Origin of the sequence: Ruminococcus sp. XPD3002, from assembly GCA_900119535.1 — a bacterium.
Lineage (GTDB): Bacteria > Bacillota > Clostridia > Oscillospirales > Ruminococcaceae > Ruminococcus > Ruminococcus flavefaciens_H.
In genome coordinates, this window is record FPJT01000007.1 from 22,672 (window position 1) to 46,047 (window position 23,376).

The 23,376-nt window shown below is 46.2% G+C and carries 19 protein-coding genes; 15 read left to right on the forward strand and 4 right to left on the reverse strand.

All coding sequences use genetic code 11. The features are described 5' to 3' along the window. Positions 1-77: 77 nt before the first annotated feature. The 8 genes from BT127_RS07590 (at position 78) to BT127_RS07625 (ending at position 10,721) form a co-directional block, all read left to right on the forward strand. Positions 78-1,928 (forward strand): ribonuclease J, encoded by a 1,851-nt coding sequence (locus BT127_RS07590; protein ID WP_075424428.1) that lies wholly within the window; start codon positions 78-80, stop codon positions 1,926-1,928. Positions 1,929-1,978: 50 nt separating this feature from the next. Further along, positions 1,979-3,955, forward strand: a complete 1,977-nt coding sequence (locus tag BT127_RS07595; RefSeq protein WP_082334949.1) for a DHH family phosphoesterase — start codon at positions 1,979-1,981, stop codon at positions 3,953-3,955. 18 nt (positions 3,956-3,973) lie between these two features. Then, on the forward strand, positions 3,974-4,420 hold the full coding sequence (gene rplI / locus BT127_RS07600) for a 50S ribosomal protein L9 (RefSeq protein WP_075424430.1): 447 nt from the start codon (positions 3,974-3,976) through the stop codon (positions 4,418-4,420). Positions 4,421-4,427: 7 nt separating this feature from the next. Then, on the forward strand, positions 4,428-5,780 hold the full coding sequence (gene dnaB / locus BT127_RS07605; protein WP_075424431.1) for a replicative DNA helicase: 1,353 nt from the start codon (positions 4,428-4,430) through the stop codon (positions 5,778-5,780). Positions 5,781-5,783: 3 nt separating this feature from the next. Next, complete coding sequence (gene tilS, locus BT127_RS07610) at positions 5,784-7,118, forward strand: tRNA lysidine(34) synthetase TilS (protein WP_075424432.1); 1,335 nt, start codon at positions 5,784-5,786, stop codon at positions 7,116-7,118. Positions 7,119-7,141: 23 nt separating this feature from the next. After that, positions 7,142-9,055 (forward strand): ATP-dependent zinc metalloprotease FtsH, encoded by a 1,914-nt coding sequence (gene ftsH / locus BT127_RS07615; protein ID WP_075424433.1) that lies wholly within the window; start codon positions 7,142-7,144, stop codon positions 9,053-9,055. Between the two features lie 169 nt (positions 9,056-9,224). After that, complete coding sequence (locus tag BT127_RS07620; RefSeq protein ID WP_075424434.1) at positions 9,225-9,635, forward strand: PH domain-containing protein; 411 nt, start codon at positions 9,225-9,227, stop codon at positions 9,633-9,635. A gap of 18 nt (positions 9,636-9,653) precedes the next feature. Continuing rightward, complete coding sequence (locus tag BT127_RS07625; protein ID WP_075424435.1) at positions 9,654-10,721, forward strand: FkbM family methyltransferase; 1,068 nt, start codon at positions 9,654-9,656, stop codon at positions 10,719-10,721. An 89-nt stretch (positions 10,722-10,810) separates the two neighbouring features. Here BT127_RS07625 and nadE read toward each other — a convergent pair whose 3' ends face one another. Both nadE and BT127_RS07635 read right to left on the reverse strand, forming a co-directional pair. Further along, positions 10,811-11,563, reverse strand: a complete 753-nt coding sequence (gene nadE, locus BT127_RS07630) for an NAD(+) synthase (RefSeq protein ID WP_075424436.1) — start codon at positions 11,561-11,563, stop codon at positions 10,811-10,813. A gap of 18 nt (positions 11,564-11,581) precedes the next feature. Then, a complete protein-coding gene (locus tag BT127_RS07635; protein ID WP_075424437.1) occupies positions 11,582-12,103 on the reverse strand; it encodes a cysteine hydrolase family protein in 522 nt (173 codons plus the stop codon). Between the two features lie 399 nt (positions 12,104-12,502). Here BT127_RS07635 and BT127_RS07640 point away from each other — a divergent pair, with 399 nt between their 5' ends. The 3 genes from BT127_RS07640 to BT127_RS07650 all read left to right on the forward strand — a co-directional run bounded on the left by BT127_RS07640 (position 12,503) and on the right by BT127_RS07650 (position 15,951). Next, on the forward strand, positions 12,503-13,900 hold the full coding sequence (locus BT127_RS07640; RefSeq protein ID WP_075424438.1) for an MATE family efflux transporter: 1,398 nt from the start codon (positions 12,503-12,505) through the stop codon (positions 13,898-13,900). 104 nt (positions 13,901-14,004) lie between these two features. Further along, positions 14,005-14,850 (forward strand): amino acid ABC transporter substrate-binding protein, encoded by an 846-nt coding sequence (locus BT127_RS07645; RefSeq protein ID WP_075424439.1) that lies wholly within the window; start codon positions 14,005-14,007, stop codon positions 14,848-14,850. A 150-nt stretch (positions 14,851-15,000) separates the two neighbouring features. Beyond that, positions 15,001-15,951 carry an alpha/beta fold hydrolase gene (locus tag BT127_RS07650; RefSeq protein ID WP_075424440.1) on the forward strand — a complete coding sequence of 317 codons (951 nt, stop codon included), beginning with the start codon at positions 15,001-15,003 and terminating at the stop codon, positions 15,949-15,951. A 121-nt stretch (positions 15,952-16,072) separates the two neighbouring features. Here BT127_RS07650 and BT127_RS07655 read toward each other — a convergent pair whose 3' ends face one another. Both BT127_RS07655 and BT127_RS07660 read right to left on the reverse strand, forming a co-directional pair. After that, positions 16,073-17,176 (reverse strand): dockerin type I repeat-containing protein, encoded by a 1,104-nt coding sequence (locus BT127_RS07655; protein ID WP_175541935.1) that lies wholly within the window; start codon positions 17,174-17,176, stop codon positions 16,073-16,075. Between the two features lie 144 nt (positions 17,177-17,320). After that, a complete protein-coding gene (locus tag BT127_RS07660) occupies positions 17,321-18,067 on the reverse strand; it encodes a hypothetical protein (RefSeq protein ID WP_075424441.1) in 747 nt (248 codons plus the stop codon). Between the two features lie 345 nt (positions 18,068-18,412). Between BT127_RS07660 and BT127_RS07665 the strand changes: the two genes are divergently transcribed. From BT127_RS07665 to BT127_RS07680, 4 genes are all read left to right on the forward strand, one after another. Further along, the gene (locus BT127_RS07665) at positions 18,413-18,940 is read left to right on the forward strand and encodes a nitroreductase (RefSeq protein WP_075424442.1); all 528 of its coding nucleotides are present in this window, start codon (positions 18,413-18,415) and stop codon (positions 18,938-18,940) included. Between the two features lie 14 nt (positions 18,941-18,954). Further along, complete coding sequence (locus tag BT127_RS07670) at positions 18,955-19,647, forward strand: hypothetical protein (protein ID WP_075424443.1); 693 nt, start codon at positions 18,955-18,957, stop codon at positions 19,645-19,647. A gap of 12 nt (positions 19,648-19,659) precedes the next feature. Beyond that, on the forward strand, positions 19,660-20,478 hold the full coding sequence (locus tag BT127_RS07675) for a TrmH family RNA methyltransferase (protein WP_075424444.1): 819 nt from the start codon (positions 19,660-19,662) through the stop codon (positions 20,476-20,478). A 298-nt stretch (positions 20,479-20,776) separates the two neighbouring features. After that, positions 20,777-23,182: a dockerin type I domain-containing protein gene (locus tag BT127_RS07680; protein ID WP_075424445.1), complete on the forward strand. Its 2,406-nt coding sequence runs from the start codon at positions 20,777-20,779 to the stop codon at positions 23,180-23,182. Positions 23,183-23,376: the final 194 nt, after the last annotated feature.

Consider the following 23,376-nt stretch of genomic DNA (forward strand, 5'->3'; position numbering starts at 1 on the left):
CACATCAATGAAGCTGACGGCTCCAGAACGTACTTTTTTGCCGCAATGCTTCTAACTTCCGAAAGCGAGGTCACAAAGTGAACAACAACGAAACAATGAAAAAATCGCGCAAGGCTGCTGCGGCAGCTGAGACTTCTGCGCCCAAAAGAAGATATTACAAGAAGAAAAATGCGGATCAGTCCGCTTCATCCGCAAAACCGCAGACCGAGTCTGCTCCCGCTAAAGCAAAGACTACTCAGCCTAAAACAAGGAAACCCCGCGAGACTAAAAAGACTCCCGTAAGAATAATCCCTCTCGGCGGTCTCAACGAGATCGGTAAGAATATGACCGTTTTCGAGTGTGCAAACGATATGTTCATACTCGACTGCGGACTTGCTTTCCCTGATGCCGATATGCCGGGTGTTGATATAGTTATACCCGATTTCACCTACGTTGAGCGCAATGCGGACAAGGTGCGCGGTATCGTCATAACTCACGGCCATGAGGACCATATAGGCGGTCTTGCTTACCTCCTTAAGAAGGTAAACGTACCTGTCTATGCCACAAGACTCACTATAGGTCTTATCGAGGGCAAGCTCAAGGAACAGGGACTTCTCGGCAAGGTACAGCTCAATGTTGTCGAGCCGAAAAAGACCGTAAAAATGGGATGCATGGCTGTAGAATTCATCAAAGTCAACCACTCTATCCCCGATTCTGTAGGTATGGCTATCCATACCCCTGCAGGTATACTCGTCCACACAGGCGACTTCAAGGTAGACTATACTCCTATCGACGGCAAGATAATCGACCTTGCCCGCTTCGGCGAGCTCGGAAACCGCGGTGTTCTTGCACTTATGGCTGATTCCACAAATGCGGAGCGTCCCGGCTATACACATTCCGAAAAAACCGTAGGCGAGTCCTTCGACCGCCTTTTCAAGAAGGGTGAGGGAAAGCGTATAATCATCGCTACATTCTCATCCAATATACACCGTGTTCAGCAGATAATCAACTGCGCTGTAAGATACGGCAGAAAAGTCGCTGTATTCGGCAGAAGCATGGTAAATGTTATCAATACTGCTATGGAACTCGGCTACCTTGACGTCCCTGACGGAGTCATCATCGATATCGAAATGATGAACCGCTATGAGAACGAGAGGATAGTCCTTATCACCACAGGCAGTCAGGGCGAACCTATGTCCGCTCTTACACGTATGGCTATGAACGACCATAAGAAGGTAAATATCACTCCTATGGACTTCATAATCATCTCTGCAACTCCTATCCCAGGAAACGAAAAGTTCGTTACCCGTGTTGTAAACGAGCTTATGAAATCAGGTGCAGAGGTCGTTTACGAAGCTATGTACGAAGTACATGTTTCAGGTCACGCTTGTCAGGAGGAGCTGAAACTCATGCTCACTCTTACAAAGCCCAAGTTCTTTATACCCGTACACGGCGAATACAAGCACCTTAAAAAACATGCCGACCTCGCTCTCCAGATGGGCATACCAAAGGAGAACGTCATTATCGGCGAGATAGGCAATGTTATCGAAACAGACGGCAATTCCATCAAGGTCATATCACAGGTGCCTTCGGGACGTGTCCTCGTTGACGGTCTCGGCGTAGGTGACGTAGGCTCTATCGTTCTCCGCGACAGAAAGCATCTTGCTCAGGACGGTCTTATCATAATAGTTATCGGTATCGAAAAGGCTACCAACGAGATAGTTGCAGGTCCTGATATAATTTCACGAGGATTCGTTTACGTAAGAGAATCCGAGGAGCTTATGGACGAGGCTAAAACTATCCTCAACGGTACTCTCGCAGGCTGCTCATACGCAGAAATGAGAGAGTGGAACACGCTCAAGGGCAAGCTCCGTGATGCGCTCTCTGACTATATCTATCAGAAAACAAAGCGCAGTCCGATGATACTCCCTATCATCATGGAGACCTGATATATTCGGGTATCTCTTAAAAGTATCAGATTCGGAAAGGAGAAATGGTCTTGAAAAAGAAGCTTCCGTCAGTATTCTTCGCATTAATGATAGCCCTTCTTTTAGTATCGGCTTTCTCATCGGTAATGCTCTACAGATACAACAAGATATTCGGACTTGCAGGACTTGTATGCTCGGCTGTCCTTGTGGCAGTCATTATAGTCATGACTGTACTGTATTTCAGGAATGTCATGCGGCATATCTCAAAAATGAACGCACACCTCGAGACCTCCGCCGCCGAATATATGAATTCACTCCCTGCGCCTATAGCAGTTATCGATAACAATAACTGCTTTGTGTGGTATAATCAGATATTCTCCGAAAAGATAGGTCTCGGTTCGGACCTCTACGGTCTCAGCTTTGAAAGCTCGGTAAAAGCCGACCTTGCAGAGCTAAATGCCAACGGATACTGCTATTGCAGCATAAACGGTTCCGTTTACAGAGTGACCTCGGAGAAGTTCGACCAGAACGATATATCTTTCCTTATTATCTATTTCCACGATGAAACTGCATACAGGAACCTGAAAAAGCTTACTGATGAAACCCGTCCGACCGTAGTCATCATGACTATCGATAACTACGACGAGATAATGCAGAACGCTAAGGAAAGCGAAAAGGCTCAGGCATCGGTAGAAACGGAACAGCTCATAGAAAAATTCATGAGCAGTACCAACGGATTCATAAAGAAATCATCTTCAAATACCTTCTATGCTGTAATCGAGAACAGACATATCGAAGAAAAAATAGCAGATAAATTCAAGATACTCGATTACGCAAGAAACATAAAAATAGCAGGAAAATACCCCCTCACCTTCTCTATCGGAGTCGGTCAGGGTGCGGAAACTCTTGCTGAAAGCGAACAGATAGCAAGACAGTGCCTTGATATGGCGCTCGGACGCGGCGGAGATCAGGCTGTTGTAAAGACAGACAGCGGCTTCCGCTTCTTCGGAGGTGTCTCAAAGGGCGTTGAAAAAATGTCCCGTGCAAAGACTCGTATCATCGCAAGCGCTCTCCAGGACCTTATCATGGACTCCGACAGCGTTTTCATCATGGGACACCGATTCGGCGATCTCGACTCGGTAGGCGCTTCATGCGGTCTTGCAGGCGCTGTGAGACTTCTCGGAAAAGAGGTACATATCGCTGTTGACAGAACAAAGAACCTCGCATCCCACCTTATCGATATCGTTGAGGATCAAACTGACAGCGAACTTTTCATGACTCCTGCCGAAGCACTTGAATCTGTAGGCAATAACGACCTCGTTATCATCGTTGATACCCATAACAAGGACTTCATCGAGAGCCGTGAACTCTACGAAAGCGCAAGGGCTGTGGTAGTTATCGACCACCACAGAAAAACCGTCAACTTCATCGACGATGCAGTCATTTTCCACCACGAACCTTATGCTTCATCAGCCTGCGAAATGGTAACAGAGCTGATACAGTATTTCAGATTCGAGACGGACGAACGATTCCCCAGCTGCTATGCGGACGCTCTCCTTTCGGGCATAATGCTCGATACCAAGAACTTCGTTATGCGTACTGGTGTAAGAACTTTCGAGGCTGCGGCTTTCCTCAAAAAAATGGGCGCTGATACCGTTGCGGTAAAGCTCCTCTTCTCAAATTCTATCGACTCTTACAAGCGGAAGGCTCAGATAGTTTCCTCCGCTAAGATATATAACCGCTGCGCTATTGCCGCTGCGGATTTCAAATCGGACGATATACGTCTTGTAGCTCCGCAGGCTGCCGACGAGCTCCTGAACATCACCGATGTGGACGCTTCATTCGTTATCTACCGGACAAACAATACCGCCAATATCTCAGCCCGTTCAATGGGTGCGCTGAATGTACAGGTAATTATGGAACAGCTTGGCGGAGGAGGTCATCAGAGCATGGCTGCAACACAGCTTGAAAACACTTCTATTAGCGACGCTGAAAAACTTCTCATCGCCGCTATCGACGAGCGTATGAACGACGCTCAGCACATATAATGAAAGGATGTAATCACAATGAAGGTAATTTTCTTACAGGATGTAAAAGGCTCAGGCAAAAAAGGCGAAGTAAAGAACGTATCCGACGGATACGCAAGAAATATGCTCATCCCAAAGGGACTTGCTGTAGAGGCTAACGCTTCAAACATGAACAAGCTCCAGGGACAGCAGGCTTCTGCTCAGCACAAGATTGATGTTGAAAAGCAGGCTGCTACTGAAACAGCTGCAAAGCTCAAGGGCAAGAAGGTTGTCATCAAGGCTAAGGCAGGCGCAAATGACCGTCTTTTCGGCTCTGTAACATCTGGTCACGTTGCCGATGCTCTCAATGAACAGTTCGGCGTAAAGATCGACAAGAAGAAAATAACTCTCAGCGGCGATATCAAGAACTTCGGTTCCTACAATGCCGTTCTGAAGCTCTATACAGGCATCTCTGAGACCATTGATGTCGAGGTAGTTGAGGGCTGATCGCTCTATGGAGGATAATAATACCCTGCTGACCGACCACACCCTTCCTCACAGCATCGAAGCAGAACAATCCATAATCGGCGCACTTATCGCCGATCCTTCGATACTCCCTGTGGTGGTCGAGAAGATACGTCCCGAATATTTCTACAGCGAACAGCATAAGGAAATATACGGCATCATCCTCAGGATGTTCACAAGCGGTTCCCCCGTTGACATCGTTACGGTGCTAAACGAAGCGGAAAAGCTCCACATCTTTGAGAGCTCCGCAGAGGGCAAGCGCTATCTTCAGGAAATAGGCAATATACTCCCCTCGACCTCGAATATCGAAAGCTACTGCAAGATAGTTGCAGATAAGTATTTCATCCGCAGTCTCGGATATATCGCCAATTCTATACTCGAAGACATACGTTCGGGCGAACAGGATGCTCAGCTCCTCCTCGATTCTGCCGAACAGAAAATATATGACGTCCGTCAGGGCAGAGAGGTAAAGGGACTCGTCCCGCTGGGAGATGCAGTCCTTGAAGCCTATGACAGACTAGGACACATAACAGGTGCCGACAAGGAAAAGTACATCGGTGCCAAAACAGGCTTCACCATGCTGGACAGCATCACATCAGGCCTTAATAAATCGGACCTCATCATCATTGCTGCCCGTCCGGGTATGGGTAAGACCTCTTTTGCAATGAATATCGCCACTAACGTTGCAAGACGCAACGATAAGGACGTTGTTACATTCAACCTCGAAATGTCCAAGGAACAGCTTGCCACACGTATCCTCTCTACGGAAGCGCTTGTGGATTCAAGCTCACTCAGAAACGGAAGGATACAGGGCGATGACTGGGTACGCCTTGCAATGAGTGCAGGTTACCTCAGTACCCTTCCTCTGTATATCGACGATACCGCAAGTATGACAGTACAGCAGATGAAGGCGAAGCTCCGCCGTGTAAAGAACCTCGGACTTGTCATCATCGACTACTTACAGCTCATGGAGTCCACTTCACGCTCGGATAACCGTGTAACGGTCATCTCGGAAATAACCCGTCAGCTTAAGGTAATGGCGAAGGAACTCAACGTGCCTGTAATACTCCTTTCGCAGCTCTCCCGTGCGGTCGAGAGCCGTAATGATAAGCGCCCCATGCTTTCGGACCTCCGTGAATCTGGTTCTATCGAGCAGGATGCGGATATAGTTCTTTTCCTCTACCGCGACGCTTACTACAACAAGGAAAGCACCCGTCAGAATATCTCGGAATGTATCGTTGCAAAGAACCGTCACGGCGAAACAGGTACCGTAGAGCTTTTCTGGGATGGTCAGTACACTCGTTTCTCCAATCCCGACTACAGCACTCCTCCGGAGGGTTAAACGATGCTCGATAAGATATACAAGCATGTAAAAAGATACAATATGTTCAGTGAAGGCAGTACCGTTGTCTGCGGCCTCTCAGGAGGAGCGGACAGCGTTTGTCTTTTGTTGTGCCTTTGCAGACTCAGTGAAAAACTCGGCATAAACGTTGAAGCCGTCCACGTCAATCACTGTCTCAGGGGCATCGAGAGCGACAGGGATCAGGAATTCTGCCGACAGCTGTGCGAAAGGGAAAATGTACCATTTACGGCTGTTTCCTGCGATGTGAACACCTACGCAAAAGAGAACTCCCTTTCAACCGAGGAAGCTGCACGTATACTCCGCTATCGTGCATTTGCGGATAACTCGCAGGGAAAGCTCCTTGCAACAGCTCACAACGCCAATGATAACCTCGAAACCGCCATCTTCAACCTCGCAAGAGGTACAGCACTGAAAGGTATAGCAGGAATCCCACCTGTAAGGGACAATATAGTGCGTCCCCTGCTGACGGTATCCCGTCAGGAAATAGAGGAATACCTCCGTTCACTCGGTCAGGACTGGGTAACGGACAGCACTAACCTCTCCGATGACTATACACGTAACAAGATACGTCATCAGGTGCTTCCTGTGCTTGAAGGTCTGAACAGTTCACTTATAGCAACTTCCGTGAACACCTTCGAGGTGCTTCGCAGCGAAGATCAGCTCATTGAAGATATGACTCGTGAGGCGCTGGAAAAGTGTCGGAACGGCAACAGGCTCACAGGACTTTCGGAACTTCACCCCGTTATAAGAAGGCGATGCATAGCAAGACTTCTCTCGGATAACGGACTTTCATACTCCTACACAAGGCTCGAAGAAACGGACTCTATCGCTGTAAACGGCGGTAAAATCAACATCTCGGGCGAACTTTTCCTTGTATCGGACGGAACAACTCTTTCCCTCGAAAAAATACCACGCAAAAACGGTGAGGAGCTTCTTTCCGCAGAACTCAGGATAGGTAAAAACTCGATTTTCAGTGGGATAACACTGAACTGCGAGCTTGTGGAATGTGATAGTATGAAGAAATTTTCATATGTTAACAAAAAATTAACATTTTACATGTTAGATTATGATAAAATTATAGGAAGGGCTGTACTGCGTAACCGAAGGTTCGGCGACCGTATACAGCTTCGCGGGAGAAACTTCTCCTCATCCGTAAAAAAACTCATAAACGAAACAGTTCCCAAGGAACTTCGTGATACCCTCCACTTCATTGAGGACGACGAGGGTACTCTCTTTGCCGAACATATCGGCGTTGCTCAGCGAGTCGCTCCCGATGGAAATACAAAACGGCTGCTGAAGATCACCATTGACCGCTAATGGTCTGAATAGGAGTGAAGTAATTGACACCAAAGAAAAGCAGAGGTCTGTTTACCTACCTCATTATCATCCTTCTTGCACTGGGATGTCTCTATTACGTAAGCAATAAGGTCGTTCAGGATAACGATAAGACTGAATATGCCTCGGTAATAAACCACTTCGATAATCTTGAAGTCTCTTATTACGAGCTCGACCTCGGTACCGGAGAACTGACCTACCAGCTGATAGATGATACAACAAAGTATAACTACACTGTACCAAGCGTGCAGATCTTCTACGATGATACCAAGAATTACCGTCAGGACTACAACAAAAAGCATCCCGACGAACCGCTGGTACAGAATTTCATCAAGGTCACAGACCGAACATGGCTCTATTCGCTTATCCCTGTTCTTCTCACCGTTGTTCTTGGAATCGCTATCCTCTATTTCATGATGAAACAGAGCTCGGGCGGTGCGAAGTATTCAAACTTCGGAAAGGCTAACCTGAAAAATCAGGCAAGCTCAAGAAAGTCTACTTTCGCCGACGTTGCAGGTGCCGACGAAGAAAAACAGGAACTTGCGGAAATAGTCGACTTCCTGAAGCACCCGAACAAATACGCAGATATCGGTGCTAAGGTACCTAAGGGCGTACTTCTTCTGGGCCCTCCCGGTACAGGTAAAACTCTTCTTGCAAGAGCTGTTGCAGGCGAGGCAGGATGCCCGTTCTTCCCGATCTCGGGTTCTGATTTCGTGGAAATGTTCGTCGGTGTCGGTGCTTCCCGTGTAAGAGACCTCTTTGAACAGGCTAAGAAGCACTCCCCTGCTATCATCTTCATCGATGAGATCGATGCTGTCGGACGTCACAGAGGCGCAGGTCTCGGAGGCGGTCACGATGAGCGTGAACAGACTCTTAACCAGCTTCTCGTTGAAATGGACGGCTTTACAGGCAATGAAAACGTTATCGTTATCGCTGCTACAAACCGCCGTGATATCCTCGATCCCGCTCTCCTTCGTCCGGGAAGATTCGACAGACAGATCGTTGTCGGCTATCCCGATGTAAAGGGACGTGAAGAGATACTCAAGGTACACGCTAAAAACAAACCTCTCGGTCCCGATGTTGACCTGAGAGTAATTGCACAGACTACACAGGGCTTTACAGGTGCAGATCTTGAAAACCTTCTTAACGAAGCTGCTCTCCTTGCTGCAAGAAACGGCAAGCTCGCTATCACAGAGACCGATATCGAGGAAGCTACCATGAAGGTCATCGCAGGTCCTGAGAAAAAATCCCGTATCGTTACAGAGCACGACAGACGTGTTACCGCTTATCATGAATCAGGTCACGCGATTGCTGCTTACAACCTTCCTACACAGGATAAGGTACATCAGGTAACTATCATACAGCGCGGTATGGCGGCAGGTCTTACTGTTACCCGTCCCGATACAGACGATCAGCACGTTTCACGCAATCAGATGCGTGAGAGTATCATAATGCTCCTCGGCGGACGTGTTGCAGAGGAACTCATCCTTGACGATATCTGCACAGGCGCTTCAAACGATATCGAACGTGCTACTTCTACCGCAAGAAATATGGTAACAAGATACGGCTTCTCAAAGAAGCTCGGTACTGTTGTTTACGGTTCTGATAATGACGAGGTATTCCTCGGCAAGGACTACGGACATACAAGAAACTACAGTGAGGCAGTCGCTTCACAGATCGATGAAGAAGTCAAGGCTATCATCGAAAAGGCTTACTCCGATTGTACAGAGATACTTCGTGCAAATATCGATAAGCTCCATCTGCTCGCAAAGTACCTCCTTAAGTTCGAGAAGATCGACGGTGAGGACTTTGAAAAGCTCATGAAGGGCGAGATCACTGAGGACGTTCTTAACGATGACATCACTGATGACGAGCCTTCTGAACCTTCGATCCCTTCAGGAGATCCCGTTGAGGCATAATAAAATATCAGCAGTCCGAAAGATTTTTTCTTGCGGACTGCTTTTTTCTTTCCCCCTATTTTGACCATTGTGTGAAATTATATACTCAACTGTTGACTAATCAGCTTTTTTATGGTAAAATAAGTGTACGGTATGCACCGTTATCACCTTTCAGAGGAGGCTATGAATCATGGGAAAAAGAGAAATAAAGCATGTCTGGACAGATAAAAAACGTACACTTTTCGGTCTTCCGATCTCGTTTACAAGATACTATCTTACCGAGACCAAGCTCATTACTACAGCAGGTTTTCTGAATATCGACGAGGACGAGATAGACCTCTATAAGATAACAGATAAAAAAATACTTCGTCCGCTGGGACAGAGAATGTTCGGCTGCGGCTCTATCATGATATACAGCCGTGATACCGACACTCCTACAAAGGAGATCAAATGTATCAAGAACGTTCGCGAGGTTTCGGATATGATCGACGAATACCTCAATAAAATGCGCGATAAATACGGCATCAGAGGTCGTGACCTCATGGGTTATAACGACCACTATCACGATGACGGCTATGGCGACATGGGCGGAGAATATTAATTTCATCAGGGGGCTATAATGATCTCTTTTATTACTGAAAAGGTTTCCTGCTGGGACAAGCTCAAAGCGGAAACAAGACCGATATTCATATACGGCATGGGCGACGGCGCTCTGAAAATAATGTCCGTCTTCAGAAAGAAGGGCATTACCCTTTCAGGCATCTTCGCAAGCGACGATTTCGTTCGCGGACATTCATTTGAAGGATATAAGGTCCATAAACTATCAGAGATAGAGGAAATGATCGATGACTTCGTGGTAGTTCTTGCATTTGCGGCAGGCTATCAGGAAATTGTGGACAAGATAGAGGCTATCGCAGAAAAGCATACCCTCTATGTACCCGATGTTCCCGTTGCAGGCGGAGGGCTGTTCACCTATGAATACTGTATGCAGAACGCAAATAAGCTTCAGCAGGTCTACGATACCCTCGCTGATGACTACTCACGTAACGTCTATGCAAATATCATCAACTTCAAGATAAGCGGAAAGATACAGTATCTCTCCTGCGTTACAACTCCGAAAGCGGAAATATACAAGGACATCATCAAGCCGAATATGAACGAAGTCTATGTGGATCTCGGCGCATATAACGGCGATACTATCCGTGAGCTCCTTGAATTCACACACGGCAGATACAATACTATATTCGCCCTCGAACCCGATAGAAAGAACTTCAAGAAGCTTTCAAAGTTCGTGGACGGTATGCCCAATGTCAATGCATATCATGCTGCTGCATGGTCCGTGGACGGCGAACTTCCATTCGCTGCAAAGGCAGGACGTCAGTCCGCTATATCCGCAAGCTCCGACACTATGGTGCAGGCTTTGTCTGTGGATTCTGTCCTGGACAAAAAGACAGCTACAATTATCAAAATGGACGTTGAGGGCTTTGAAAGAGAAGCTATATGGGGCGCTTCGCGTTCTATATCAGAGGACGGTCCGAAGCTTATGGTATCTCTCTATCACAGAAATGAGGACATTTTCGAGCTTCCGCTGCTTATCAAGTCGCTGAATCCCGATTACAGACTCTATATAAGACATCAGCTCTACATCCCTGCATGGGAGACTAACCTCTACGCTACTCTTGACTAAAAGTATGCATATATAAATTCACCCCGAAGCATTTTACAGTTTGCTTCGGGGTTATTTTTGTATTCAGAAAACCTGATGATGCTTCCGCATTACGCCTCGGGAGCGTATTCAAACTTAGGCATCAGTCTGAGCTTGTGGAGATTGTTCCTGTGGAGCCTGTCGATCTTTTCCTTAAGCTCCGGCTTGTCTGAGAGGTCCGTCAGACCGCGTATGTATCTGTCAAGCTCAGCATACTTGAAGCCGAGATTATCCTCGTCAGTCTTGCCGCAGAGTCCGTCACTCGGTACCTTATGCACCAGTTCAGTGGGAAGTCCGATAAGATCGCCCACCTGAAGAACTTCTGTAACTGTAAGGTCTGCAAGTACTGAGAAGTCACCTGCACTGTCACCGAACTTTGTAGAATAGCCAACCCAGTCCTCCGAGAGGTTGCAGGTATTGACAACTCGTCCGCCTACAGATGCGGCAACTGCATACAGTGTAGTCATTCTTATACGGGGCGGAGTATTTATTGTAGCCTGACTTGTAGGTTCAAGGCTCTTGCTGAACTCATTCATGAAAGTGCTTACTGTTTCGCCGATATTTATAGTATAGCTCTTTATTCCGAGTGTATTTACCAGCAGATGACTGCATGAAATGTCGGACTGTTCTCCCTGCGGCATAAGAACTCCGATAACTCTGTCCTTGCCCAGTGCCTTTACACATACAGCTGCGGCAACTGAACTGTCCTTGCCTCCTGATATACCGATAACGGCTTTAGTCTCGGGAGAAGCGTTCTCCTCGAAATAGGTCTTAACCCAATTAACAAGGTTTTCCGTTACCTTTTCTGCATCAAATGAGTACATAGTCTCATCCTCCTTAAATCAATCTATTATCATCTGACATGATCTCATTGCATTCAGCGCATTGTTGTGGCTTTCGGGAGTAACTCCTGCACAGCAATCCGAAATAACTCTTACAGGTATCTCGGGAAATGCAGCCTTAAGTATCATGGCATTGGATATAACGCATATATCGGTACATACGCCCATTATTATGAACTCTTCAGCACCGTCAGCTATCTTCTCGGGAAGATCAATAGCTCCAAAGGTCTTTTTCTCCAGCCTGAGACAGTTCTCTCCAAGTGCCTTATCTACCTCGGGAACGAGCTTCCAGCCTTCCGAACCCTTTATACAGTGAGGTACAGGAAGATTCTTTCCCTCCTGAGTCTCCATGTAGTTTTCATAGTGAGTATCAAGTGTAGCGATGATCTGTCCATCCTTTTCCTTACTGCGGAAATCCTCTATGGCACGTACAACTTTTTCAGTTACCGCTGCTGTTTGGGGATTGCCGAGCACTCCTACAGTAAAGTCGTTCTGCATATCGATCACAATAAGAACCTTCATAGATAATACTCCTTTCGCAGATACAAATAAAACTGATAAATATATTATATCACATTCATGAGTGTTTTTCAATGCTTTTTTGCGTTTTACGTGATGCAATGGACAAAAGGACGAAACTATGATATAATGAATGCATAGCATTCATTATATTTTATTTAAATGCCCTTGCAGATACGCAGATCACAGATCTGCTCCCTGCATATCGGGCAATTATATCATATCGCTTCGCTTATATGATATAATGAATGCATAGCATTCATTATATTTTATTTAAACGCCCTTGCAGATACGCAGATCACAGATCTGCTCCCTGCATATCGGGCAATTATATCATATCGCTTCGCTTATATGATATAATAAAGGCAGCTAAGAATAATTACCGCGTCAGAAAGGATATATATGAAGCAAGGATTCAGACAAAGATTCATCGGCGACAAGACCTTCTATAAGAGCGTACTCGTTATGGTCGTACCGATGATACTCCAGATGCTTGTGACCAATTTCGTCAGCATGGTGGATAACATCATGGTGGGACAGATAGGTACTGAGCAAATGAGCGGAGTCTCTATAATCAACCAGTTTATTTTCGTATTCAACGTTACTGTTTTCGGCGCCGTATCAGGTCCGGGAATATTCGGAGCGCAGTTCTACGGCAAAGGCGACCATGAGGGACAGAAATACACTGTACGTTTCCGCCTTATCGCCTGTACAATTATAATCATCGTTGCAGCACTGCTTTTCTCGCTCTTTGATGACCAGCTTATAACACTTTTCCTGAGTAAGGACGACTCTCCCCAAAAGACTGCCGAAACTCTCGCTTACGGCAAGGATTACATGCGTATCATGCTTCTTGGACTTCTCCCCTTCGGTATCGGTCAGGCATATGCCAGCGTAGTAAGAGAGTGCGGAGAAACAAGGATTCCGATGATAGGCGCTTTTTCAGCCGTTGGCATCAATGTGCTGCTGGATTACGGACTTATCTTCGGTAAGCTCGGAATGCCTGAAATGGGCGTAAGAGGCGCAGCAATAGCTACAGTTATCTCAAAATTCATCGAAGCAATTGTTGTCATACTCTGGGCTCACACTCACCCGCAGCGAAACAAGTACATCAAGGGACTCTACAGCAGTCTCAGCATCCCCTCAGAGCTTACTGCGGATATCATCAAAAAGGGTACTCCCTTGCTTCTCAATGAGTTTCTGTGGGCTGCAGGAATGTCGATCATAGCGCAGTGCTACTCGGTTCGAGGACTGGACGTTGTAGCCGCAAGGAATATCTCCACAACGATAACCAACCTTTTCAGTGCGGTATATCTCCAGCTGGGAGCCTGTATCTCTATCATGGTCGGCAATAAACTCGGTGCAAACAAGCTCAAAGAAGCCCGTGAGCTTGATAACAAGCTGCTGTTTTTCAGTGTAGCCGCAGGCTTTACGGTAGCGGTCTGTCTTATACCTGTTGCCGCAGTCTTCCCCTCTGTTTACAAGACCGAGGAAACAGTCCGTTCACTTGCAACTTTCATGATACTGATACAGGCGGCAGCAATTCCAATGTGGTCCTATACCAACGCCTGCTATTTCACTCTGAGAAGCGGCGGTAAAACCGGAGTCACCTTCCTCTTTGATTTCGGCTTCACATGGCTTTTCAGCATCCCGCTTATGTTCATCCTATCTTACTTTACCCCTATAGATATCCACCTGCTTTTTGCTATCGGAAACCTCTCCGAGATACTAAAGGTAGTCATCGGCTATTTCATGGTAAGAAGTGACATCTGGATAAACAATATCGTCGGAGAACAGTGATATAACTGCATTAATCTATTCTTACCCCTTTACTTTTCGGAAACTTTGTGATATTATAATAATGTCAACATCTTAATATCAACATCGAAAGTGAGGAACACACCTTGAAAAAGACTTTATCTACCCGTATACTTGCTTTTGCTGCGGCATGCTCTATGCTCATGGCAGGTACTTCATGCGGAAGCAGCACACAAAACTCAGCTCAGAACGGCGGCAGTTCAGCAGTTCAGGAGGACGTATCCCTTAAGAACGTAATGGATAAGAAACAGCTCGTTCTCGGACTTGATGCAAGCTTCCCTCCAATGGGATTCACAGACGAAAACAACGAGATCATCGGTTTCGATATCGACGTTGCTCAGGAGGTCTGCGACAGAATGGGCATCGAACTGGTAAAACAGCCTATAAACTGGGATACCAAGGAACAGGATCTCAACGTCGGAAGAATAGACTGCATCTGGAACGGCATGTCCATAAACGCTTCACGTCAGGAGCAGATGAACCTCTCCGAGCCGTACATGAAGAACGAGATGATCTTCGTAGTACCTGCTGACAGCAAGGTCAAGTCAATGGACGACCTCAGCGGAAAGACTGTCGGAGTTCAGGCAGGTTCTACTGCACAGGAAATACTGGAGGGTTGGGATAAGTATCCCGAGATCACTCCAAGTCCACTTGAGGATAACGTAGAGGCTCTCCGTCAGATGGAGCTTGGCTTCTCGGATGCGGTATTCCTTGATTCTGTAGTTGCAAACTACCTTATCACATCCAATAACAAGGACTATGTTGTACTTCCAGGCAACCTCGAAGCAGAGGAATATGCTATTGGTTTCAGAAAGAACGATCAGGCACTCCGTGACGAAGTTCAGAAAACTCTCAGCGCTATGAAGGCTGACGGCAAGCTCGGCGAGATCTCTACAGAGTGGTTCGGCAGTGATGTTACAACAGTAAAGTAATATCTGCCGTTGATACAGAAATTTCAAGCCATAGTATTACTGATACAAGGTCAGAAGTACTATGGCTTTTCTATTGACTGTACATGAATGTTGTGCTATAATTGTTACTAATATAAATCGGAATTTGTTATGCTAAAGGAGCCGAATCATATGAAAAAAGCATTCAAAATAATTGGAAAAGTATTCTTCGGGCTACTGATTCTTATCGTGTTATTTGTTGTAATTATGACGATATACAATCAGATCATGCTCAAAAAGAATAAAGATCTTTATGAAACTCCGTTGGGTCAGCTTGTCGATATCGATGGTCACAATATGAGCATCTATACTGAGGGTAAGGGCGAACATAACATAGTGTTCATGTCAGGCTGGGACACTGTTTCGCCGATACTGGATTTCAAACCGCTGTACAGCAGACTGAGCGATGATTACCGATGTGTTGTTATAGAAAAGTTCGGCTACGGATTCAGCGATATTGTGGACGGCGAAAGAGATTTTGATACCATACTTCGTCAGGACAGAGAAGCACTTAAAAAAGCCGGCATTGAAGCTCCCTATGTGCTGTGTCCTCATTCGCTGTCGGGTTTTGAAGCTACACTCTGGGCGCAGAAATATCCAGATGAAGTGGAGGCGATAGTCGGGCTGGATATGTCAACGGCAAATTATCCTGAACTTGCGGAAATGAAAGACAGCTTTCCGCAGAAAGCCGCTATTTGCATAAACAAGGCATTAAGAGCAACAGGCGTCTTGAGACTTATGGACTTTGACATTTCGGGAACGCTTTCCGAGCAGGAAAAGAAGATATACACAGAGATAGCCTGTCATAAAGATACGAATGAGAACATAGTAAGCGAGAACGAGAACATCGGCGCAGTTATCTTGGAGATAAATTCTGCGGCTTTGCCCGAAACACCCACTTTGCAGTTTCTTTCCGGCGATAACAAGAATGATGAATTATGGTACTCAACTCATAAGGAATATGCCGACGCTTCAACAAGGGGCGAAATAGTTCAGTTGGAATGCGGTCACTATGTTCACGATTTTGAGTATGAAAGAATAAGCAAAGATATAAAGGAATTTATAGAAAAAGATAACGGTTAAATTCTGATTTATTTTAGTAACCGAATAAAATACAATGCCCCCGAGTGCTTTACAACGCTCGGGGGCAAAACTTCTGTATCAATGTCACGCTTTAACAGGAGTCCGTTTTATTATCTTATCGTCAACCATCATCCGCTTCGGATACCAGTTTTCTCAGGAGTACCAGGTCGAAAGCGTTCAGACGCTCATCCCTGCAAACATCGCCATTCTTCCATACAGTCAGCTCTGTTGTTTTTCCGAGAAGGAAGCTCTGAAGCTCTACTGCATCTGCGATACTTACACTGCCGTCCCCGTTGACGTCACCAACAACGTCCTTAACCACAGGCTGCTGCTTTTCCTCAACAGGTGCCATGCTCGGCTCAGTATCTCCCCACCAGTCCCAGCGGTCAGCGGTACGGTATTTCTCCATTTCTCCGCCTGCGGAAGTCCAGGTGAAAACGTTATCGTAGAGGTGCCCCTCATAGTAATAGAACTGCGCCATTGAGCAGATCTCATCCGCATATGTCTTGTATGCTCCGTCATCCTCAGCCATATAGCACCAGCCTGTATTGAATCCCTTAAGGCTGTTTCGTATTACCTGATAGCCGTGCATATTTTCTTCATTTATGCATATCTCGGCAAAGTGGAGAATCTTTCTGATTCCCATGTGGTTCGAGATGATACAGTCATAGAAATTCTGCGGGGTAAACGAATACTGGAACATCTCGGGGACATTGTCCTCGGGCATGAACTTCGGATCGCAGTCCGCAAAAGCTGTAACAGCAGTCTGAAGAGTACCGTATGCGTGGGCAGAGTTTACTCCCCAGCCGTCCTCATAGGCTGTTTCGTGGTCCGAACCTATCTTTCCTTCGCCAAGAGTTGATTCTCTGGAACCCAGTCCGAGAAAGAGTGCGTACATCTTCTCACGGTCAGGCTGTCCGAGACGTGTTGAAATAAGATCCCAGTGCTCGTCGATCTCCTTATAGAGTGCGTATTTGACCTCCTGAACGGTCATTTTGTGGTTGATAGCACGTATCTCCTCAGTCGAAGCATCCGCAGGGGTATTTCTTTCACCGAAATTCAGCGGGTTTCCTACGCCCTCTGTCTGGATATCGCGTGTAGTATCGTGAAGTGGTTCACAGGTGCTTCCTGCGAAGTACCACTCATCTGCCGAAGCCTTCATCGGAAGTAAACTTACAAACATTACTGCAGACAGGACCGCAGAAACTGCTTTCTTCAATCTCATATATATTCCTCCTGTTTCTGTTGATTTTTAGCCGAAACGGTTCTTTCATAAAAATTATAAAGGATACAGCAATTTTTGTCAAGGTAAATATTGCGAAAAAAGTCATAAAGGAAGCACTGCTGTCCTTTATGACTTTTCTGGTTTTTAGTAAAGCGGTGAGTCTTCTCCTCCGCCTGTTTCTCCTCCACCGCTGTAATCCGGAACTCCGGGATCAGGTGTGACTACACCCGGATCAGGAGTTACTACTCCGGGATCCGGCGTTACTACCCCGGGATCTGGTGTTACAACTCCCGGATCGGGTGTTACTACTCCGGGATCAGGTGTTACACCCGGATCTACATATCCGCCGTTCGGATCAACATATCCTGCATTCGGATCAGGAGTCCAACCGCCTGTCGGCTCAGGTACCCATCCTGTAGGCTCCTGTATTCCTGTAGGTGCTGAAGGCGACTCTACAGGAGCTGTAGTATTGGCATAACCGTTATCAACAGGTGTGGTATATGTCTCGTAATTGCCCGGCATTATAGCTGTAGGTATTCTTCCGTTCCACAAGAATCCCGAACCTGTAGTTACGTTTATCTTGTAGTTAGTCCTTGTAGTTGAAGCTGTGGACTTGGTAGATACCTTGCTTGTAGCTACTGTGCTTGTTGCGGCTGTACCCGATATAGTAGTTACAACTCCGGGAACCGCAGTTACCGCACCGCCTGAACCGTTATCCCTGAAAATGCTTTCACGTCCGATATTGGACATTATCTTTTCAGAAGGGGTTATAGGGAATAAAACAAAGAACACAGTTATCAGCAGTGTAAGCAATACAAGACATGCACACGACAGCATAGTGATCTTTGTTGATCGTTTTAGATTACCGAAAAAGTCAGCGACTCTGCTCATTTTAACACTCTCCAGTTTAACTTTCTGAGGTTTCAGCCTATCCGACTGATAAACAGTCAACGAGATTATTATATACCATTTGCAAAGAAAAGTCAAGGAAAAAACCGATATTATCACAATTTTTTCACCTTTAGCTGAGAATATGCACTGATAAAGAAAAAGCAACTTTCAATGAATAAAAAACATTTTTTGACTTGACATCACAAACTACAGCAGTTATAATAAATGTGGATATAGCCGATCTGAAGTTGTTTGGCAGACATTAATAAATGTGTACTCAATGACCGTATTCTGACAATATATGATCGGCGGATCAAAAGTATCTTTTTATAAAGGAGAATCATTATGGATGAACTTGAAAAAATCATTACCGAAAGAAGAAGTATCCGCAGCTTTAAGGATACTCCCGTCCCACGCGAGCTTATCGACAAGATCATAAATGCAGGGCTCTTTGCCGCATCGGGCAGAGGACTTCAGGTACCTAAGATCATTGCCGTTACAAACAAGGAGCTCAGGGACGCTGTTTCCGATGAAAACCGCAGGATCGGAGGCTGGAACGAGGGTTTCGATCCCTTTTACGGCGCACCTGTTATCCTTATCGTAGTTGCAGACAGCACTGTTCCTACTGCTGTGTATGACGGTTCGCTCACTATGGGAAATATGATGCTCATGGCTCATGATCTCGGACTCGGCAGTATCTGGATCCACCGTGCAAAGGAAGAATTCGATTCCGAATTCGGAAAAAACCTGCTCCGCAAAGCAGGTATCGAAGGAGACTTCGAGGGTATAGCTCACCTTGCGGTAGGTTACACTAAAGGTGACTATCCCGCAGTTATCCCAAGAAACGACGGACGAGTTTTCTATCTGGACTAATAAGGAGAAATAATATGGACGATTTCAATACATATAAAAAGCCTGATCCCAAGGATCTTCCCTTCGATCCCAGCAGGCGAAACGAAAACGACTTTCCCGAGTCCGCACACGAAACAGTCTACTCCTCATCGGACCTTTCATTCGAGGGATCATTTGAAGAGGATAACCGCGTACTCGAGATAGGCAAGGGCGTCATCGGCGCACTTATCGGCTCTATACCCGGTATTATCATATGGATACTCATAGGAAGGTTCGGTATCATTGCTTCGCTCAGCGGTGCTATACTTGCAGGCGGTGTAGTCATGGGCTATAAATTCACACAGAAAAACGAAGTTCTCTCAAAGCGAACAGGCATCATCATCTGCGTACTCGTCATCATTTTTGCTATACATATTTCCCAGAAGATATCATGGTGCATGCAGCTTTCAGACTTCTATGCACGTTATGTTGATGACCTGAAGGATTCTCTTTACGCTCTCGGTGAACTCGGAAACATGAGCAAAGATGAGATAGACAAGATGTACCGTGATACCATCTATGAGACATTCGGCTTCTATGAAGGTACATTCGGCGATTTCTATGATAATTTCTACAGGGTACTTTCAGCTGTCGGCGCAGTCGGAAAATACATAGGTTCACTTATCATGTCCATATGCTTCGCAGCAGCAGGTTCTTTTGCTATGTGGAGAAGAAACTTTTACTTATGATACGGAGTTTGAATGGCTGAGATAATAGAGATAACCGACCTTTCCGCTATCGCACTCGTACCCTATACCAATACCTCGGAAGCCGAACTGAAAAAATGGCAGGGTACAGACTGCGGTGTATTCGTCGCAGAAAGTCCGAAAGTGATACGAACTGCTGTTGAAGAAGGATTCATGCCGATATCCTTCCTTTGCGAGCGTAAATATATAACAGGTCAGGCAAGGGATATCCTTGCTGCTTTCGATGATGTACCCGTTTATACTGCGGACAGCGAGGTGCTTACCGAACTTACGGGTTTCAGAATGACTCAGGGTATACTATGTACGATGAAGCGCAGACCGCTTCCCACTCCCTCGGAAATCCTTTCAGGCGCAAGCCGTATCGCTGTACTCGAAAACATCATGAATCAGACAAACATCGGCGCTATATTCCGTTCCGCAGCTGCACTCGGATTCGATGCGGTGTTGCTTACACCGTCATGCAGCGATCCCTTATACCGCCGTTCAGTCAGAGTCAGCATGGGTACCGTATTCAGCATACCGTGGACTTATCTCGAATCCTCCCCTCCCGACTATGTAAAGGAACTTGCAGGATACGGATTCCGGACTGCGGCAATGGCACTGAGAAACGATACCATAAGTATCGAGGATGAGGCGCTGCAAAGTACCGACAAATTAGCCGTCCTTTTCGGCACAGAGGGTACAGGTCTCTGCGAGGAGACTATCAACGCCTGCGACTATACTATTAAGATACCTATGTATCACGGAGTCGATTCGCTTAACGTTGCGGCAGCAAGTGCAGTGGCATTCTGGCAGCTCCGCAAAAAAAATTAAAACAGCAATATCGGGGGACTTTTCCGAAGAAAGGTCCCCCATTTTTTTATCGTCTACTGTTTTCGGTATGCGATAGTAGTTTTCTGCTGTGCAGTTCACAACTGAGTTTTTTTATGTAAAATCATAGCATAATTGTGTCGGAATTGCAAGACAATATTACACCCATTTCTTGAAACCAGAAAAAAATGTAGTGAAAAAGCATGATATTCAATTGACTTATACGCATACGAATTGTACAATATAGATAGATGATCGTGTAATTTCCGTGTTTTCAATGTCAAAACAGGAGGAGATATTTATGGGATACAAAAACAGGATAACAGCTGCTTTATTTGCCTCTGCTATGGCAATAACTGCAATGACTGCTGATCTTCCGAACTTTTCAGCACCTGTCACTCTCAGTGCATATGCTGAGAGCATAAGCGACATGCCGTCTGATTTTCAGTATGCCGCCGACTGGATATGGAAGAACCGCATAGAGCGTGAGCAGTCCACAGTCCGCCGCAATACTATATTCGACCAGATAGTTGCAGGGAAAGGCAGTATCAACTACGTTGTGAAATGGCAGTCCTACCGGACCGTCACATACGAACAGCGTCAGCAGTTCGAGCAAATGCTCTCGGATTGCATAAATGCGTGGAACGACTGGCTTGCAGGCTATGAAAACTGGCCATACGAGCATATCGATGTAAAGGTAGTCGGCTGGGCAGTGATCGATAAAAGCTGTCTGCTTGACCTTCATGACGATGAGGTGGTTTATACCGATACAAGGTACTATGATGCACAATACGATACCTCAAACGGCAGGGATACTATCCCCGATAAAGAACCCTTTGCTCCTTCCGAGCTTTCACGCTTCGACCACTTTACGGAAAAGGGCTATGAGTATCCGGGAGGTCTTGATAACCGATTCGATATGTATATGTGGGCTACTCAGGGATTCCCGGACATCGGAGGATGCGGCGGAGACTGGGGACAGCGTCTGTCGGATACCGCTTATCTCAGCATGATACGGCACGGAAGTCTGCACGTACTCGAACATGAAATAGGTCACGGATTCGGTATGACGGATTTCTACGGCGGCGAAGGCGAATCGGACGGTTTCCCTCCGGGAGGATTCCCGGGCGGTGAAAACTCCATAATGATGGCAGGCTCTGCCGCAAAGATAACCGATTTCGACGGCTGGATGCTCCGCTATATGTGGACTAAAATAAAGGACGATAAAGACAGATTCGACCTTGCTAATGCTCTGCCTTCACCTCCACAGCAAACCGATGCGCCCTCATATGAAGGCGAAATCATTACTGGCGACATTGACGCTAATGGCAAGGTAGAGATAGCGGATGCGGTTCTTTTACAGAAATGGCTTCTCAGAATGCCCGATACCTATCTCCCTTACTGGAATGCAGCAGACATCTGTCAGGACAACAAGCTGGATGCTTTTGACCTTTGCCAACTCAGGCGTATGCTGGTATACGGTTCGGAACCAACTGCGGACAGCAGTCCGCTGATTCCTGCTACAGTATCGAAATTCGGCAAAATGACTCCCTCAACGGGCGATTGTAAAATGCTTTCGGTATTTGTGGAATTTGCAGATCAGAAATACAGTCGGCCGCTTTCAGCAGAAACAGTCAAGGAAAAGTTCTTCGGTCACGGCAATAAAAATTATCCCGATGACAGTATCAGCGATTGGTACGAAAGAGCTTCCTACGGAAATCTTCATATCGACGGCGACGTTTACTATTACACACTGCCCCGCAATATGTCCGACTATATGAACGATGACCGCTCGTTTGAGGATTTTGCTATGGAAGTTCTCTCAGGTCTCGACAGTCAGATAAACTATGCTGATTACGATGCAAATAATGACGGCATTATCGACTGCCTCTCTCTCGGAGTTCCCCTTGACAACGCTGATGAATCGCTGAAAGAGTACTGGTGGGGCTGTACCGCTGTATGGTGGGATAATCCGTACTTCTCCCTTGACGGAAAGAAGCTCAATAAGTACATCATCCTCGATGTTTCGCCTTATTCGGATACGATAGGTGAAGCCAAATCAGTACTCGAACACGAAATGGGACACTCACTCGGACTCCCTGACTATTACCTCTATGAAGCAGGTGACGACTGGGAAGGATATAAAGGTGCCGCAGGCTTTGAACGCATGGACGATTCCATCGGCGATTTTTCAAGCTTTTCAAAGCTGATGTACGGCTGGCTCCGTGATGATGAGGTACAGTGGTTCAGCGGCGGAACTCAGAGTTTCAGACTGAAGGACAGTTCCGCTCAGGGCAGTTGTCTTATAGTACCTATTACTTCTGAGGTCGGCGATATAACATCTGAGTACTTCCTCGTTGAATATGTGACTCAGAAAAACAACAACACAGAAGCTTCATGGTACACCAGAGACTCAGGAGTCCGCATCTTCCATATCAATGCTGAGCTTCAGCGTGATGAATGGTCGGGACTTAAGGATTTCAAGTACGGCGGCTACAGCGAGTATTATCTCGGCAACGACCGTTTCCGCGTGACACGTCTTGTAAATGAGGGACACGGTTTCTACCATACAGGGGACATCTGCTCATACGGTACCAAAAATTTTGCAGGCTATGACAGCAACGGATACCAGACTATAGATACAGGTATTACTATCGAGATCGGTGAACTGAAAAACGGTGAGTATACCGTTACCGTAAGAAAGTAATTCCTGTGCCGCTAAAAATATTGCTCCACCAATTAACTCTTGAAGAAATATTGCGACGGACTGGCAGAGAAAGGCAAGGAAGAAAGTCGCAGGAATGCTGTCGCATTTCAAGACTTTCTGACGCAGTATTTCGCTGTCAGGACAAGCAAGAAAATTCAGGAGTTAGTTGGGGGAGCAATAATATAAAAGTCTCC